The following is a 15087-nucleotide window of genomic DNA, read 5'->3' as shown; positions in this document are numbered from 1 at the left end:
TGACCGGAATGCGCGCGGTCATAGTGTTTCAATATCGTCGCGCCGGCCCGGACCGGCACCGCCAAGCGTGGCGGGAAGACGCCAAGGTGAGAAGAACCGCATCATGCACGCCTATCGCACGCACACCTGCGCCCAGCTCCGTTCTACGGATGTCGGGCAGACCGTCCGCCTGTCGGGCTGGGTGCACCGCAAGCGCGACCATGGCGACCTGGTGTTCGTCGACCTGCGCGATCATTACGGCATCACCCAGATCGTCACCGACGCGAGCGGCCCGGCCTTCGATCTGATCGAGTCGCTGCGTTCCGAATCGGTGATCACCGTCACCGGCATCGTCGTCGCGCGCGATTCCAGCGTGGTGAACCCGAACCTGCCGACCGGCGAGATCGAAGTCCGTGCGGCGGAAGTAACCGTCCAGTCGGCCGCTGCCGACCTGCCGATGCCGGTATTCGGCGAGCAGGAATATCCGGAAGAGATCCGCCTGCGGAACCGCTATCTCGATCTGCGCCGCGAGAAGGTCCACAAGAACATCCTGTTGCGCTCGAACGTCATCGCGTCGCTCCGCCGCCGGATGATCGATCAGGGCTTCACCGAGTTCCAGACGCCGATCCTCACCGCGTCGAGCCCCGAGGGGGCACGTGACTATCTCGTCCCCAGCCGCGTCCATCCGGGCAAGTTCTACGCGCTGCCCCAGGCGCCGCAGATGTTCAAGCAGCTGCTGATGGTCGCCGGCTTCGACCGTTACTTCCAGATCGCGCCCTGCTTCCGTGACGAAGACGCGCGTGCCGATCGTTCGCCGGGCGAGTTCTACCAGCTCGACTTCGAGATGAGCTTCGTGACGCAGGACGACGTGTTCGCGGCGATTGAGCCGGTGCTGCACGGCGTGTTCGAGGAGTTCGCCGACTGGGAGGGCATGGGCCGCACCGTCAGCGCGCTGCCGTTCAAGCGCATCCCCTACCGCGAATCGATGCTCAAATACGGCAACGACAAGCCGGACCTGCGCAACCCGCTGGTGATCACCGACGTGTCGGACTTCTTCAAGGGCTCGGGCTTCGGCCGCTTCGCCTCGATCGTCGAGGGCGGCGACGTCGTCCGCGCGATCCCGGCGCCGGGCACGCACGAGAAGAGCCGCAAGTTCTTCGACGACATGAACAGCTGGGCGCAGTCGGAAGGCTTCCCCGGCCTCGGCTATGCCACGCAGAAGGACGGCGTGTTCGGCGGCCCGATCGCCAACAACCATGGCCAGGACGGCATGAAGGCGATGGCGGAAGCCATGGGCCTCGGCCCGAACGACGGCATCTTCTTCGCCGCCGGCAAGGAAGCGCAGGCGGCCAAGCTCGCCGGTCTCGCCCGTACCCGCGTCGCCGACCAGCTGGAGCTGATCGACAAGAAGCGCTTCGAGTTCTGCTGGATCGTCGATTTCCCGATGTTCGAATATGACGAGGACGCGAAGAAGGTCGATTTCAGCCACAACCCCTTCTCGATGCCGCAGGGCGAGCTGGAGGCGCTGGAGACCAAGGACCCGCTCGACATCCTCGCCTATCAGTATGACATCGTCTGCAACGGCATCGAGCTGTCCTCGGGCGCGATCCGGAACCACAAGCCGGAGATCATGTACAAGGCGTTCGAGATCGCCGGCTACACGCAGGCGGATGTAGACACGAACTTCGCGGGCATGATCAATGCCTTCAAGTTCGGCGCGCCGCCGCATGGCGGCTCGGCCCCGGGCGTCGACCGCATCGTGATGCTGCTGGCGGACGAGCCGAACATCCGTGAGGTGATCGCCTTCCCGATGACGCAGAAGGCCGAGGATCTGATGATGCACGCACCGTCGACCGTGAGCGAAAAGCAGCTCAAGGAACTGCACATCCGCCTGGCGCCGGGCGTCGCCGCCGAGCTGGCGAAGAACGACACCGCCGGCAGCGTCGATCCGGCGGCCGGCTGAACGAAGGGAGGCGGTCATGCGCGTCGCGGTGTTCAATACCAAGGCCTATGACCGCCGCTTTCTTACCGAGACAAATACGCGCTACGGCCACGCGCTGACCTTTCTCGAACCTCGCCTCGACGCGCTGACCGCCACGCTGGCGGCGGGGCATGAGGCGGTGTGCGTGTTCGTGAACGACGGCGTTGATGCAGCCGTGCTGGAGGCGCTGGCCAAGGTAGGCGTGCGGCTGGTGGCGCTGCGCTGCGCCGGGTTCAACAATGTCGATCTCGCGGCTGCCGAGCGGCTGGGCATCGCCGTGGTTCGGGTGCCGGCCTATTCGCCGCATGCGGTGGCCGAGTTCACCGTCGGGCTGCTGCTGGCTGTGGATCGTGCCATTCCGCGGGCCTGGTCACGGGTGCGGGAAAACAACTTCGCGCTCGACGGGCTGATCGGCCGCAACCTTCATGGCCGCACCGTCGGCGTCGTGGGAACGGGCGCGATCGGCGCGCTGGTTGCCCGGGCGCTGCGGGCCGGGTTCGGCTGCACGGTGCTGGCGAGCGACCTTCACCCCGATCCCGAACTGGAGGCGATCGGTGTCCGCTACGTGCCGCGCGAGGTGCTGCTGCGCACTGCCGAGATCGTGACGCTGCACTGTCCGCTCACCCCGGATACCCATCGGCTGATCGACGCGCAGGTGATTGGCGAGGCGCGGGACGGGCTGGTGATCGTCAACACCAGCCGCGGCGCGCTGATCGATACAGCCGCGCTGATCGAGGGGCTGAAGACGCGCAAGGTGCGTGCGGTTGCGCTGGACGTATATGAGCAGGAAGCCGACCTGTTCTTCGAGGACCTGTCGAACGAGATCATCGCCGACGATCAGTTCCAGCGGCTGCTGACCTTTCCCAATGTGCTCGTGACGGGTCACCAGGCCTTCCTCACCGAGGAAGCCTTGGCGGCGATTGCCGAGACGACGCTGGCGAGCATCAGCGATTTCGAGGCCGACCGGCCGCTCGCCAACCGCGTAGATGCAGCCTTGATCGCCCCTGCACGTTGAGCGCTGCTATGACCATCGACCTTTCCGACCATGAAGACGGCCTGTCCGTCGACGGCAATTATGAAGAAGAGCTCGCCAAGCTTCAAAAGCGGCTGAGCCACATCCAGACCGCGCACATCATCCACAAGCGCCGCGCGATTGTGGCGTTCGAAGGCTGGGACGCGGCGGGGAAGGGCGGAGTGATCAAGCGCCTCACCGCCGAGTGGGACCCGCGCTACTACGAGGTCTGGCCGATCTCGGCGCCGACCCAGGAAGAGCTTTCGCACCATTTCCTCTGGCGTTTCTGGCAGCGGCTGCCCGCCCAGCACAACATCGCGGTGTTCGACCGGACCTGGTATGGCCGTGTTCTGGTGGAGCGGGTCGAGGGCTATGCCAGTGAGGCGGAATGGCGGCGCGGCTATGCCGAGATCAACGATTTCGAGGCGCAGCAGGTCGACAACGGCGCAACGCTGGTGAAGATCTTCCTGCACGTCACGCAGAAGACCCAGGACAAGCGGCTACGCGATCGGCTGACGCACCCGTGGAAGCGCTGGAAGACCGGCATGGATGACTTCCGGAACCGCTCCCGCCGGGCCGACTATCTCGACGCGATGCACGAGATGTTCCACGAAACCGACACGCCGCATGCGCGCTGGACCGTGATCGACGGCAATCACAAGAAGGCCGCGCGCCTCGCGGCGCTCACCGCCATTGCCGAGCAGCTGGAAAAGCACGTGCCCATGGTGCCGCCGGAGCTCGACCCGCAGGTCGTGAAGGTCGCGACCGAGGCGCTGGGGAAATTCTGAGTGCTTGATCCTCCCCGACATGGGGAGGATCCTTGGCTCACGCGGCCGCGAACGTGCCGTCGTCGCCCATCACGTGCAGCACGCCGTCGGCGATGGCGAAATAGGCGCCGTGCAGCGTCAGTTTGCCTGCGGCTTCGCGCTCGGCCACGAAGGGGAAGGAGCGCAGGTTGCGCATCGAAACGCGAACGGTTTCCTGCTCCATCGCCCGCACCGCTGCCGCACCTTCGCCGTGTTCGGCCAGGATGCGCTCGCGGGCGCCCTCGAGCATGTCCACCCAATGCGCGATGAACCCGCCTTCGCCATTTTCGGCATCCGCGAAGCGCTGGGTGAGCGCCGCATGGGCGCCGCCACAGGCACCGTGACCCATCACCACGATCTCCGGCACTTCGAGCTGGGTCACCGCAAACTCCAGCGCGGCGGAAACGCCGTGACGGCCGCCGCCGGTTTCATAAGGCGGCACCAGGTTCGCAACGTTGCGCACCACGAAGATTTCGCCGGGAGACGTATCGAAGATCTGCGCCGGATCGACTCGGCTGTCCGAACAGGCGATCACCATCACCTTGGGGCTCTGGCCCTCCGAAAGCTCGGCCCAGCGGGCGCGCTGCTGGCTCCAGCCTTCGGTGCGGAAGCGGTGATAGCCGCCGATCAGTTCTTGAAATCCTGCCATGTGGGTCGCCTAGTCGTCCTTGCCGGGCTTGTCGACGCCCCGAACGCGCACCAGCCGCTTACGCTCCGTGCAGCGCCATGCGCAATTTCCGGGACTGGCGAAACGCGTTCGGGCGCTCTATCTGCCCCCCATGAACGAGCAGACTCCGCTGCCGCGCCCCGAGCGCGTCCGCAAGCCCGACTGGATCCGCGTCAAGGCACCGACTTCGGAAGGGTTCGCCAAGACCCGCGCCCTGATGCGCTCCAAGAACCTCGTCACCGTGTGCGAGGAAGCCGCCTGTCCGAACATCGGCGAGTGCTGGACCAAGAAACACGCGACGGTGATGATCCTGGGCGACGTCTGCACGCGCGCCTGCCGCTTCTGCAACGTCAAGACCGGCATGCCGCGCAAGGTGGATCCGCTGGAGCCGCAGCACGTCGCCGAGGCGGCGCTGCAGATGGGCCTCGAGCATATCGTCATCACCTCGGTGGACCGGGACGACCTGCCGGACGGCGGCGCCAGCCAGTTCGTCAAGGTGATCGAGGCGATCCGCAGCGCGAGCCCGACCACGACGATCGAGATCCTCACCCCCGATTTCCGCAACAAGCACGAAGCCGCCGTCGAGGCGATCGTGGCGGCGCGGCCGGACGTGTACAACCACAATCTGGAGACCGTCCCGAGGCTCTATCCGATGATCCGCCCGGGCGCGCGCTACTACGCGTCGCTGCGCCTGCTGGAAACGGTGAAGCGGCTCGATCCGTCGATCTTCACCAAGTCGGGCATCATGCTGGGCCTGGGCGAGCAGCGCCTGGAGGTTCACCAGGTGATGGATGACATGCGCTCGGCCGACATCGATTTCCTGACGATGGGCCAGTATCTCCAGCCGACGCCCAAGCACGCCAAGGTCGAGGAGTTCGTGACTCCGCAGGCTTTTCAGGCCTATGGTGCGATCGCGCGGGCCAAGGGCTTCCTCCAGGTCGCCTCTACCCCGCTCACGCGTTCCAGCTATCACGCCGGCGAGGATTTCGCCGAGATGCGCGCGGCCCGCGAGGCCAAGCTGGCGAAGGCGAGCGCCAAGGCCTGATGCCCAAGCACAGCGAAACCCGGCATCTTCCCTATACGCCGGAACAGATGTTCGATCTGGTGGCCGACGTGGCGCGCTACCCCGAGTTCCTGCCTTGGGTGAGCGCGATGCGCGTCCGCTCGTCGAGCGACACCCAGGTGGTCGCCGACATGATCGTGGGCTTCAAGGGGCTGCGCGAGACCTTCACCTCGCGCGTCACCAAGGCGCGGCCCGAAACCGTGCACGTCGAATATGTCGATGGGCCGCTCAAGCACCTGTCGAACGACTGGAAGTTCCGGCCGGACGGGCAGGGCGGCTGCTATGTCGATTTCTGCGTCGACTTCGCGTTCAAGAACCGCGTCTTCGAGATGCTGGCCGGCCAGGTGTTCGACCGCGCGCTCCGCAAGATGATCGGTGCCTTCGAGGAGCGCGCGGCGAAGCTTTATGCGGCTTCGGGTTCCTCCACCGGCGCCTCGGGCGACGGCATCAACAGGTCGAGCGCGCACAACGCCGCCTGAAGGCGAATGCCACCGCGGCCGTTATTCTCGAAATGGCGGGCGTCGGCGACGACGTGCTTGGGATCGGCGCCGCGGATCGCCTGGGCGAAGACCACAGTGCCGACCGGCTTGTTCTCGGTTGCCCCGCCCGGACCGGCGATGCCGGTGATCGCCACCGCGACATCGGCCTTGGTCCGCTCCAGCACGCCCTGCGCCATGCTCCAGGCCACCGCGATCGACACTGCGCCAAAGGTCTCGAGCACGTCGAGGCTCACCTTCAGCACGTCCATCTTGGCGTCGTTGGAATAGGTGACGAAGCCGGCGTCGAAAACGTCGGACGAACCCGGCAGCTCGGTCAGCGCAGCAGAGACGAGGCCGCCCGTGCAGCTTTCGGCAACGGCGACGCGGCGACCGGCAATGCGGTTTGCGTCAATAACGTTGCGCGCGGCTTCTATGAGCTCGGAAGGAAGAATCGTGTCCATAACGGCTGCCCCCTTGCCATTGGATGATCGGTTGTACGAGTCAGTTCGTTGCAGGCACACGTACCGTAGCGACAGCCTGCGCGGCCATGCCCTCGCCGCGGCCAGTGAAACCCAGGCGTTCGGTGGTGGTCGCCTTAACGCTCACCTGTCCCGGATCGAGACCAAGGATCGTGGCGATGGAGGCGCGGATCGCCTCGCGATGCGGGCCGATCTTGGGCGCCTCGCAGATCAGCGTCACGTCGATGAAATCGAGGATGCCGCCCTCCGCCGCGACGAGCGAGGCGGCATGTTCGAGGAAGCGCGCCGAGGCCGCACCGCGCCACTGCGGGTCGCTGGGCGGGAAGTGCATGCCGATGTCGCCTGCGCCGATCGTGCCGAGCAGGGCATCGGTAATGGCATGCAGCGCGACATCGGCATCGCTATGGCCTGACAGGCCTTTGCTGTGCGGGATGCGGACCCCGCCGAGCCACAGCGCCTCGCCCTCGGCGAAGCGGTGGACGTCGTAGCCGGTCGCCGTGCGGACCCGCATTGCGGAGGCTAGGCGGGCCTCGGCGGCGGCGAAATCGGCGGGATGAGTAATCTTTTCGAGCATGGAGTCTCCGGGGACGAGCGCGACCTGCCCACCGGTCGCGCGCAACATCTGGGCGTCGTCGGTCGCCTCCTGCTCAGCGGGCCAGCGGCGATGTGCGTCGAGGATGGCGTCGAAGGCGAAGGCTTGCGGGGTCTGCACGCGGTACAGCCCATCGCGCGGCACAGTGTCGCCGATCAACGCGCCTTCGCCCCGGACCAGGGTGTCCGCCACGGGCAGGGCGGGGATGGCTCCGGCGGCAGCGCCGAGGCTGGTCAGGAGATCATCGATCACCCGCGCCGGCAGGAAGGGGCGGGCGGCATCGTGGATCAACACATGCGTGAAATTGCCGGCGAGCAGCGCCTCCAGGCCGTTGCGCACCGACTCGCGCCGCGTGGCGCCGCCGGTTACGAAGGGCGTCGTGCCCAGCGCGGCTTCGAGCAGCGCCTCCTGGCCTGCGCCGATCACCGTCAGCACCGCGTCGATCTTCGGGTGGCTGGCGAGCGCCTGATGCGCATAGGCGATCAACGGCCTGCCGCCGAGCGGCGCATATTGCTTGGGCACGCTGCCGCCAGCGCGGGTGCCGCTGCCGGCGGCGACGAGGATCGCGGCAGTCCTGAAGTCGGTCATGGCTGCCGCCTAGCGAAGTTTGCAGCCTGGGGGTAGGTCCCGCACCGACCGGCAATGCTATGTCACGGCGCCGGATTTCTGCGATCTTGCCCTCACGGCTTCCGATCGCTACATCCCGTGCCTGATTTTCAGGCAGAATTGATGAGCGAACTCGCCCCCATCCAGATCGGCCCCGTGCGGGTCGAAGCGCCGGTGCTGCTCGCGCCGATGACCGGCGTGACCGACCTGCCGTTCCGTCGCGCCGTGCGGCGCTTCGGCTCGGGCCTCAACGTCACCGAGATGATCGCCAGCGCCGCCGCGATCCGCGAGACGCGGCAATCGGTGCAGAAGGCGGCCTGGGACCCGATCGAGGAACCGGTCTCGATGCAGCTGGTCGGCTGCACCCCGCACGAGATGGCGGAGGCGGCCAAGCTCAACGAGGATCGCGGCGCGTCGATCATCGACATCAACATGGGCTGCCCGGTCCGCAAGGTCACCAATGGCGATGCCGGCTCGGCGCTGATGCGCGACCTCGATCATGCCGGCGCGATCATCCGCGCCTGTGTCGATGCGGTACAAACCCCCGTCACGGTGAAGATGCGGATGGGCTGGGATCATGACAGCCTCAACGCGCCCGAACTGGCGAAGATCGCGCAGGATCTCGGCGCCAAGCTGGTGACGGTGCATGGCCGCACCCGCAACCAGATGTATCGCGGCAGCGCTGACTGGAGCTTCGTGCGTCGGGTGAAGGATGCGGTGTCGATCCCGGTGATCGTCAACGGCGACATTTGCTCGGTGGCCGATGCCCGCGAGGCCCTCGCCCAGTCTGGGGCGGACGGCGTGATGATCGGCCGCGGCGCGTACGGCAAGCCGTGGATCCTCCGTCAGGTGATGGACGCGCTGACCGGCAAGGGCGACAAGCCCGAGCCGTCGATCGAAGAACAATATCGGGTGATTACCGAACATTATGTCGAGACGCTCGCCCATTACGGCAACGAAGTCGGCGTCAACATGATGCGCAAGCATCTCGGCTGGTATACCAAGGGGCTGCACGGTTCGGCCGAGTTCCGCAACAAGGTGAACCAGGTCGTCGATCCGGTGAAGGTGCTCGACATGCTGGCGGAGTTCTACGAGCCGTGGCTCTCCCGCGCGGCGGCCTGAGGCGGTTTCGCCCCCAGACCGCCGAGGGACCGAGCTTTGCCGAGTTGTTCGGCGCGCTGCCTGTGGCGGTGCTCGTGCTCGACCCCGACGGGCGTATCGCGCATGCCAACCCGGCATGCGAGGTGCTGCTCAACCACAGCGAGACCAGCATGGTCGGCCAGCCCTATGATGCGGTGCTGCTGCCGCCCGAGGATTATGCCGACCGCCGCGACGGGCGCGGCTTTGCGGCCTTCGACGCGGAGATCGAGGCCGTTCGCGGATCGCGGCTGCGAGTGGATTTTCTCGAGACGCAGGTGCCGGATCATCCCGGGTGGCGGATCGTGACGCTCCATCATGCCCCGCAGGCGCGCAAGATGGGGCAGGGCCTGGACCGCACTGCCGGCGCGCGCGCTGCCATCGGTGCAGCGGCGATGCTGGGGCACGAGATCAAGAACCCGCTGTCCGGCATCCGCGGCGCGGCGCAGCTCCTCCAAAGCGGCGGCGATCCCGAGAGCAATGGCGAGCTCACCCGCCTGATCACCACCGAAGTCGACCGCATCGCCGCGCTGATCGATCGGATGCAGGACTTCACCGATACCCGGCCGCTCGACCTTGTGCCGACCAACATCTATCCGCTGCTGGATCATGGCCGCAGGGTAGCGCTTGCCGGGTTCGCCCGCGGCATCGTCATCGAGGAATGGTTCGACCCTTCACTGCCGCCCGTGCTGATCGATCGCGACGCGTTCCTGCAGGTCCTGATCAACCTGCTCAAGAATGCGGCCGAAGCACTGAAGGGGCTGGCCCAGCCGCGGATCGTGCTGTCGACTGCGTTCCGCCACGGCATGTCGGTCAATGCAGGCCCGGGCCAGCCGCGCCGGCCGCTGCCGATCGAGATCTGCGTGATGGACAACGGCCCAGGCGCCCCCGCCGACATCGCCGAGCATCTGTTCGAGCCGTTCGTCTCGGGCAAGCCGGAGGGCAAGGGTCTGGGGCTGCCGCTCGTTGAGAAACTGGTGCGGGACATGGGCGGGATCGTCCAATATGCCCGCGAACGCGAACCGGAGGTTACGGTGTTCCGCATCTTGCTGCCGCGAGCCTCGGCATGACGCCCGGCTCGGTTCTGGTCGTCGACGACGACGCCGCGATCCGCACCGTGGTCGCCGCCGCGCTCAAGCGTGAGGGGCATCGCGTCGCCACCGCCGCGAGCGTCGCCGAGTTGCGCCGCGCGCTCACGACCGGGGTGCCTGACGTCCTGGTGACCGACGTGGTGCTGCCGGACGGCAACGGGCTCGACGTCGTCTCCGGCCTGATGGCCGAGCATCCGGCGCTGCCGGTGATTGTCTTCTCGGCGCAGAACACGCTGGCGACCGCGGTGCGCGCCACCGAGGTTGGCGCGTTCGACTATCTCCCCAAGCCGTTCGACCTCGATGCGCTGACCCACGCCGTGCAGAGCGCAATGGCGCGCGGTCGGCGCCGCCCTGCCGACCAGCCCGACGCCGAACAGGGCGGCGGCCCCTCGCTGATCGGCCGCTCGCCGGCGATGCAGGAGGTGTACCGGGTGATCGCCCGTGTCGTCTCCAACGATCTCACCGTGCTGATCAGCGGCGAATCGGGCACCGGCAAGGAGCTGGTCGCCAAGGCGATCCACGATCTCGGGCCGCGTCGCCGCGCGCCGTTCGTCGCGCTCAACATGGCGGCGATCCCGCGCGAATTGATCGAAGCCGAATTGTTCGGACACGAGCGCGGCGCCTTCACCGGCGCGCAGGCGCGGGTGGCCGGCAAGTTCGAGCAGGCGGCCGGCGGCACGCTGTTCCTCGACGAGATTGGCGACATGCCGATGGATGCGCAAACGCGGCTGCTCCGCGTGCTCCAGTCCGGCGAGTTTACCACCGTCGGGGGCGCGCGGACGATCCGCGCCGATGTACGCATCGTCGCGGCGACCAACAAGGATCTGGCGCAGCTGGTCCAGGTCGGCCAGTTCCGCGAAGACCTGTTCTACCGGCTGAACGTGGTACCGATCAGCCTGCCGGCGCTGCGTGAGCGCCGCCAGGACATTCCGCTCCTCGCGCGCCATTTCCTCGAGCGTGCCGCCGAAGACGGCTTGCCCCGCAAGCAGCTCGACAAGGACGCGGTGGCGCTGCTTGAGACGCTCGACTGGCCGGGCAATGTCCGCGAGCTGGAAAACCTGATGCGCCGCATTGCAGCGCTTTCCCGCGACGAGTGGATCGACGCTGCTGCGCTTCGCCGCGCGCTCGGCGATGGCGGCGGGACCATGCCTGTGGCGCGCGATGCCGGGATCGAGGCGGCCATTCGTGCCCGCCTGGAACGCATCGCGCTGGAGGAGCCGCGAGCGCTGGACGATGGCACATTGTACGATCGTATCATCGGGGAGGTCGAACGGCCGCTGATCGAGATGATGCTGGCACGGCACCAGCACAACCAGCTTCGCGCCGCCCGTGCCCTGGGCATCAACCGCAATACGCTACGCAAGCGGCTGGACACGCTGGGCATCGCTACGCGCGGCGATGAGCCCACGGGTTGAGAAATCGGATGTGCGTCGAAGCGATGCGTCTGAGTGACAATCCGGCAATATTATGTGTTCTTTTGGCCACAATCCCCGTGTATCAAGGGGGCAATGGTCGCCGTAGCTCCAACGAGTCTCGATAGCCCGGAGGATTGGTCGCGCCCCAGCAGGGCGTTTCGGCTGGTTGAACTCTTCGTGCTGGCGCTGGCCATCGCGACGCCGATCGTAACCTACTGGTTCGTTCGCCAGCATTCGCACCAGCAGCTGTTCAGCCCGGGCGTTGCCGCGGCGCTGCTTCTTGTCAATCTGCTGCCCTATGTCGCGCTGATCGTCCTGATCGGCCGCCGGATCGCGCTGAAGCGGACCGCGCGCTCGGCGCTGGCAGGCGGGGGTCGGCTGCATGTTCGGCTGGTGGCCGTCTTCTCGCTGATGGCCAGCGTGCCGATTGTGCTCGCCGTGATCGCCGCCTCGATCATGTTTCAGTCGGGCGTGCAGCTCTGGGGATCGGAGCGCGCACGCGCTGCCCTGACATCCACGCAGGCGCTTGCCAACGAGGGCAAGGCGCTGGTGATCCAGCGCTGGAAGAGCGAGGCGCGCCAGATGGTGAGCGACATGCTCGAAACCGCGCCAAAGGTGCCCGAGCGCTCTGCCGTCTTTGAGGACTGGTTCCTCCGGCAAACCTATTTCCGCCAGTTCTTCCAGTCCGTGCTGTTCCGAGTGATCGACGGCAAGCGAGTCGAGGCGCTCTATGCCTATGAAGCGCCGTCCGCGCCGACCTTCACTCGCCGCGTATCGGGTAAGGTGCTGAAGGTGCTGCGCGACGAGGACAGCTACATCAACTACGACTCCGAGGTCGTGTGGGTGGTGACGCCGGTAGATCGCTCGGCGAACCTGTTCCTGTATGTGGCGACGCCCAACAATGTCGACTTCCTCAACCGGCAGAACCTGGCCTCGGATCGGATCGGGCATGAATATTCGGCGCTGATTGCGCGCTCCCGCTCGCTCCAGCTGCAGTTCAACGCGGTGCTGTTCGGTGTCGCGCTGCTGATCGTCAGCATCGCAACCTGGATCGCGCTGGCGGTGGCAGACCGGCTGGTACGCCCGGTCGACCAGCTCGTCCAGGCGGCGGGGCAGGTGGCGGACGGCGACCTCAGCGCCCGGGTGCCGACGCCGGAGACGATCGACGAGATTGCCACGCTGGGCATCGCCTTCAACAGCATGACGGAGCGGCTGCAGGACCAGACCAACGCGTTGGTCACCGCCAATGCCCAGCTCGACAGCCGCCGCGCGCTGATCGAGGCGGTGATGTCGGGCGTGTCGGCAGGCGTGATCGCCATCGGCAGCGATCATCGCGTGCGCCTGATCAACGCATCGGCGATCGCGCTGCTGCGGCATACCACCGAGGACCCGGTCGCCCAGCCACTGGAGGCGCTTGCGCCCGAGCTGGAGGCGATGCTCGTCAGCGGCGACCGGGAGGGGATCGTGCAGATCGCCAGCGGTGGGGAGGCGCGGACGCTGGCGGTGAAGGTGACCTCGGACGAAGGCGGCCAGGTGCTGACCTTCGACGACATCACCCAGCAGCTCAACGACCAGCGCCGCGCAGCCTGGGCCGACGTCGCGCGCCGCATCGCGCACGAGATCAAGAACCCGCTTACCCCGATCCAGCTCGCCGCCGAGCGGCTCCAGCGCAGGTACGGCAAGCAAGTCGACCAGAGCGACGGCGTTTTCGCGCGGCTTACCGACACGATTGTCCGCCAGGTGGGCGATCTGCGGCGAATGGTGGACGAGTTCTCCTCCTTCGCGCGCATGCCCAAGCCGATGTTCCGTCGCGAGTCGCTGCTCGACATCGCGCGCCAGGCGATGTTCCTGCACGAAGTCGCGCATCCGGCGCTGCGCTTCACGCTCGACGCGCCCGATCCCGCGCCGTCCCTTGTGTGCGATCGCCGCCAGATCGGCCAGGCCTTGACCAACATCGTCAAGAACGCAGTGGAGGCGATCGAAGCGCGCGCCGAGGCGGACGGGCAGGGAGCGGCGCTGCCCGAGGGCGAGGTGCATCTGACGATCGCACCGGAGGCTGACAGCAAGCTGGTTCTCACGCTTGCCGACAACGGCGTGGGGCTGCCGGTGGAGCGCGACCGGATCGTCGAGCCCTATATGACGACGCGCAGCCGCGGCACCGGCCTCGGGCTCGCGATCGTGAAGAAGATCGTCGAGGAACATTGCGGCACGATCGGCTTCGCCGACCGCCCTGGCGGCGGCACGCGCGTGACGCTGTGCTTCGACACTGCGATGCTGGCCAGCGTCGCGCTTACCGAAACGCCGGACGACGCGAAGGACGCGCGGCCGGCGATGCTCACCCGAACCGGAAGCAGAACATGAGCCTGGACATTCTCGTCGTCGATGACGAACGCGACATTCGCGAACTGGTAGCCGGCGTGCTGGAGGACGAGGGGTATGCAACCCGTAACGCCGCCGACAGCGATTCCGCACTCGAAGCGATCGCCGAGCGACGGCCGAGCCTGGTGCTGCTCGATGTGTGGCTGCAGGGCTCGCGGCTCGACGGGCTCGAATTGCTCGACGAGATCAAGCGGCGCGATCCCTCGATCCCGGTCCTGGTCATCTCCGGGCACGGCAACCTTGATACGGCGGTGGCGGCGATCCGACGCGGCGCTTCGGACTTCATCGAGAAGCCGTTCGAGGCCGAGCGGCTGCTGCTCATGGTGGCCCGCGCGACCGAGACCGAGCAGCTCCGCCGCGAAGTTGCCTCCCTACGGGCGGTGACGGGGCGGGGGACCGACCTGCAGGGCACCTCGACCGCGATCAACACGGTGCGCGCGACTCTCAAGCGCGTGGCGTCCACCGGCAGCCGGGTGCTGATCACCGGTGGGGCGGGCGTCGGCAAGGAAGTCGCGGCGCGGCTGCTCCATGGCTGGAGTCAGCGCGCCGATGCTCCCTTCGTGATCGTCAGCGCAGCACGGATGACGCCCGAGCGGGTGGACGAGGAGCTGTTCGGCGTCGAGGAGAGCGGCGACCTCGTGCGACCCGGCCTGCTCGAACAGGCGCATGGCGGCACGTTGTTTCTCGACGAGATCGCCGACATGCCGGTCGCCACCCAGGCACGCATCCTCCGCGTGCTGACCGATCAGAGCTTCAGCCGCGTTGGCGGCACCCGGATCGTGAAGGTCGATGTGCGGGTCGTCTCCGCCACCGCGCGCGATCTGATGGCGGAGATCGCCGCAGGCCGATTTCGCGAGGACCTCTATTACCGGCTCAACGTGGTGCCGGTGCCGATCCCGGCGCTCACCGATCGCCGCGAGGACATTCCCGCGCTGGTTGAGCATTATGTCGCGCATTACGCCGCCGAGCGCCGCGTGCCGACGCCGGAGATCGCCGCCGACGCGATGGTGGCGCTGCAGAGCCATGACTGGCCGGGCAATGTCCGCCAGCTGCGCAACGTTGTCGAGCGCACGGTGATCCTGGCGCCGGGCGACCGGATCGGCCGCATTGACGTCGATCTGCTGCCTCCCGAGGTGCTTGGCCGCCAGAACGACGGCGGCAGCGGCATGGCGTCTAACGCGATCATGGGTGCGCCGCTGAAGGAAGCGCGGGAGAGTTTCGAACGCGAATATCTGCGCGTCCAGATCCGCCGCTTCTCCGGCAACATCTCGCGCACGGCGAGCTTCATCGGGATGGAGCGCTCGGCCCTGCACCGCAAGCTCAAACTGCTCGGCATCACCGACGCGCGCGACGATTGAGCCGCTATGGACGGAAGCATCCGAACACCCTAGATTGGTCCCG

13 protein-coding genes are annotated in these 15087 nt (G+C 66.9%); 10 read left to right on the top strand and 3 right to left on the bottom strand.

Annotated features, from left to right (window positions below; all coding sequences use genetic code 11):
* Positions 1-103 precede the first annotated feature (103 nt).
* From aspS to V7E00_RS07785, 3 genes are read left to right on the top strand one after another with little or no spacing between them, the layout of a single operon-like run.
* Entirely contained in the window at positions 104-1942 is a 1839-nt protein-coding gene (gene aspS, locus V7E00_RS07795; RefSeq protein ID WP_333572060.1) for an aspartate--tRNA ligase, read from the top strand.
* Between the two features lie 16 nt (positions 1943-1958).
* Positions 1959-2975 (top strand): 2-hydroxyacid dehydrogenase, encoded by a 1017-nt coding sequence (locus tag V7E00_RS07790; RefSeq protein ID WP_333572059.1) that lies wholly within the window; start codon positions 1959-1961, stop codon positions 2973-2975.
* A gap of 8 nt (positions 2976-2983) precedes the next feature.
* Positions 2984-3760, top strand: coding sequence for a polyphosphate kinase 2 family protein (locus tag V7E00_RS07785; protein ID WP_333572058.1), 777 nt, complete (start codon positions 2984-2986; stop codon positions 3758-3760).
* A gap of 37 nt (positions 3761-3797) precedes the next feature.
* On the opposite strand, the gene V7E00_RS07780 is transcribed toward V7E00_RS07785, so the two are convergent.
* On the bottom strand, positions 3798-4427 hold the full coding sequence (locus V7E00_RS07780) for a carbonic anhydrase (protein WP_333572057.1): 630 nt from the start codon (positions 4425-4427) through the stop codon (positions 3798-3800).
* A 130-nt stretch (positions 4428-4557) separates the two neighbouring features.
* Here V7E00_RS07780 and lipA point away from each other — a divergent pair, with 130 nt between their 5' ends.
* A complete protein-coding gene (lipA, locus tag V7E00_RS07775) occupies positions 4558-5490 on the top strand; it encodes a lipoyl synthase (RefSeq protein ID WP_333572056.1) in 933 nt (310 codons plus the stop codon).
* On the top strand, positions 5490-5987 hold the full coding sequence (locus tag V7E00_RS07770; RefSeq protein WP_333572055.1) for a type II toxin-antitoxin system RatA family toxin: 498 nt from the start codon (positions 5490-5492) through the stop codon (positions 5985-5987). Before lipA ends, V7E00_RS07770 begins: the two co-directional genes overlap by 1 nt.
* On the opposite strand, the gene V7E00_RS07765 is transcribed toward V7E00_RS07770, so the two are convergent.
* Entirely contained in the window at positions 5912-6448 is a 537-nt protein-coding gene (locus V7E00_RS07765; RefSeq protein WP_333572054.1) for a CinA family protein, read from the bottom strand. The two genes, V7E00_RS07770 and V7E00_RS07765, sit on opposite strands and share 76 nt — an antisense overlap.
* Positions 6449-6488: 40 nt before the next feature.
* Complete coding sequence (locus V7E00_RS07760) at positions 6489-7646, bottom strand: bifunctional 2-C-methyl-D-erythritol 4-phosphate cytidylyltransferase/2-C-methyl-D-erythritol 2,4-cyclodiphosphate synthase (protein ID WP_333572053.1); 1158 nt, start codon at positions 7644-7646, stop codon at positions 6489-6491.
* Positions 7647-7787: 141 nt separating this feature from the next.
* Here V7E00_RS07760 and dusB point away from each other — a divergent pair, with 141 nt between their 5' ends.
* The 5 genes from dusB (at position 7788) to ntrX (ending at position 15044) form a co-directional block, all read left to right on the top strand.
* Positions 7788-8786: a tRNA dihydrouridine synthase DusB gene (gene dusB, locus V7E00_RS07755; protein ID WP_333572052.1), complete on the top strand. Its 999-nt coding sequence runs from the start codon at positions 7788-7790 to the stop codon at positions 8784-8786.
* Positions 8762-9871, top strand: coding sequence for a two-component system sensor histidine kinase NtrB (locus V7E00_RS07750; RefSeq protein ID WP_333572051.1), 1110 nt, complete (start codon positions 8762-8764; stop codon positions 9869-9871). The genes dusB and V7E00_RS07750 overlap by 25 nt, the downstream gene beginning before the upstream one ends.
* On the top strand, positions 9868-11307 hold the full coding sequence (ntrC, locus tag V7E00_RS07745) for a nitrogen regulation protein NR(I) (RefSeq protein WP_333572050.1): 1440 nt from the start codon (positions 9868-9870) through the stop codon (positions 11305-11307). Before V7E00_RS07750 ends, ntrC begins: the two co-directional genes overlap by 4 nt.
* 93 nt (positions 11308-11400) lie before the next feature.
* On the top strand, positions 11401-13668 hold the full coding sequence (locus V7E00_RS07740; RefSeq protein ID WP_333572049.1) for a sensor histidine kinase NtrY-like: 2268 nt from the start codon (positions 11401-11403) through the stop codon (positions 13666-13668).
* On the top strand, positions 13665-15044 hold the full coding sequence (ntrX, locus tag V7E00_RS07735; protein WP_333572048.1) for a nitrogen assimilation response regulator NtrX: 1380 nt from the start codon (positions 13665-13667) through the stop codon (positions 15042-15044). Before V7E00_RS07740 ends, ntrX begins: the two co-directional genes overlap by 4 nt.
* The last annotated feature ends 43 nt before the right edge of the window (positions 15045-15087 follow it).

The sequence above is a fragment of the Sphingomonas sp. genome (assembly GCF_036731925.1).
In the GTDB taxonomy this organism is placed as follows: Bacteria; Pseudomonadota; Alphaproteobacteria; order Sphingomonadales; family Sphingomonadaceae; genus Sphingomonas.
Note: the sequence above shows the minus strand (reverse complement) of the source record. Positions and strands in the feature narration are given on the sequence as shown.

Bases quoted from the DNA above. Each gene is read 5' to 3' on its own strand.
- V7E00_RS07780 (WP_333572057.1), bottom strand. From the start codon at position 4,427: ATGGCAGGATTTCAAGAACTGATCGGCGGCTATCACCGCTTCCGCACC.
- V7E00_RS07760 (WP_333572053.1), bottom strand. From the start codon at position 7,646: ATGACCGACTTCAGGACTGCCGCGATCCTCGTCGCCGCCGGCAGCGGC.
- aspS (WP_333572060.1), top strand. From the start codon at position 104: ATGCACGCCTATCGCACGCACACCTGCGCCCAGCTCCGTTCTACGGAT.
- V7E00_RS07770 (WP_333572055.1), top strand. From the start codon at position 5,490: ATGCCCAAGCACAGCGAAACCCGGCATCTTCCCTATACGCCGGAACAG.
- V7E00_RS07740 (WP_333572049.1), top strand. From the start codon at position 11,401: ATGGTCGCCGTAGCTCCAACGAGTCTCGATAGCCCGGAGGATTGGTCG.
- ntrC (WP_333572050.1), top strand. From the start codon at position 9,868: ATGACGCCCGGCTCGGTTCTGGTCGTCGACGACGACGCCGCGATCCGC.
- dusB (WP_333572052.1), top strand. From the start codon at position 7,788: ATGAGCGAACTCGCCCCCATCCAGATCGGCCCCGTGCGGGTCGAAGCG.
- V7E00_RS07765 (WP_333572054.1), bottom strand. From the start codon at position 6,448: ATGGACACGATTCTTCCTTCCGAGCTCATAGAAGCCGCGCGCAACGTT.
- lipA (WP_333572056.1), top strand. From the start codon at position 4,558: ATGAACGAGCAGACTCCGCTGCCGCGCCCCGAGCGCGTCCGCAAGCCC.
- ntrX (WP_333572048.1), top strand. From the start codon at position 13,665: ATGAGCCTGGACATTCTCGTCGTCGATGACGAACGCGACATTCGCGAA.
- V7E00_RS07790 (WP_333572059.1), top strand. From the start codon at position 1,959: ATGCGCGTCGCGGTGTTCAATACCAAGGCCTATGACCGCCGCTTTCTT.
- V7E00_RS07785 (WP_333572058.1), top strand. From the start codon at position 2,984: ATGACCATCGACCTTTCCGACCATGAAGACGGCCTGTCCGTCGACGGC.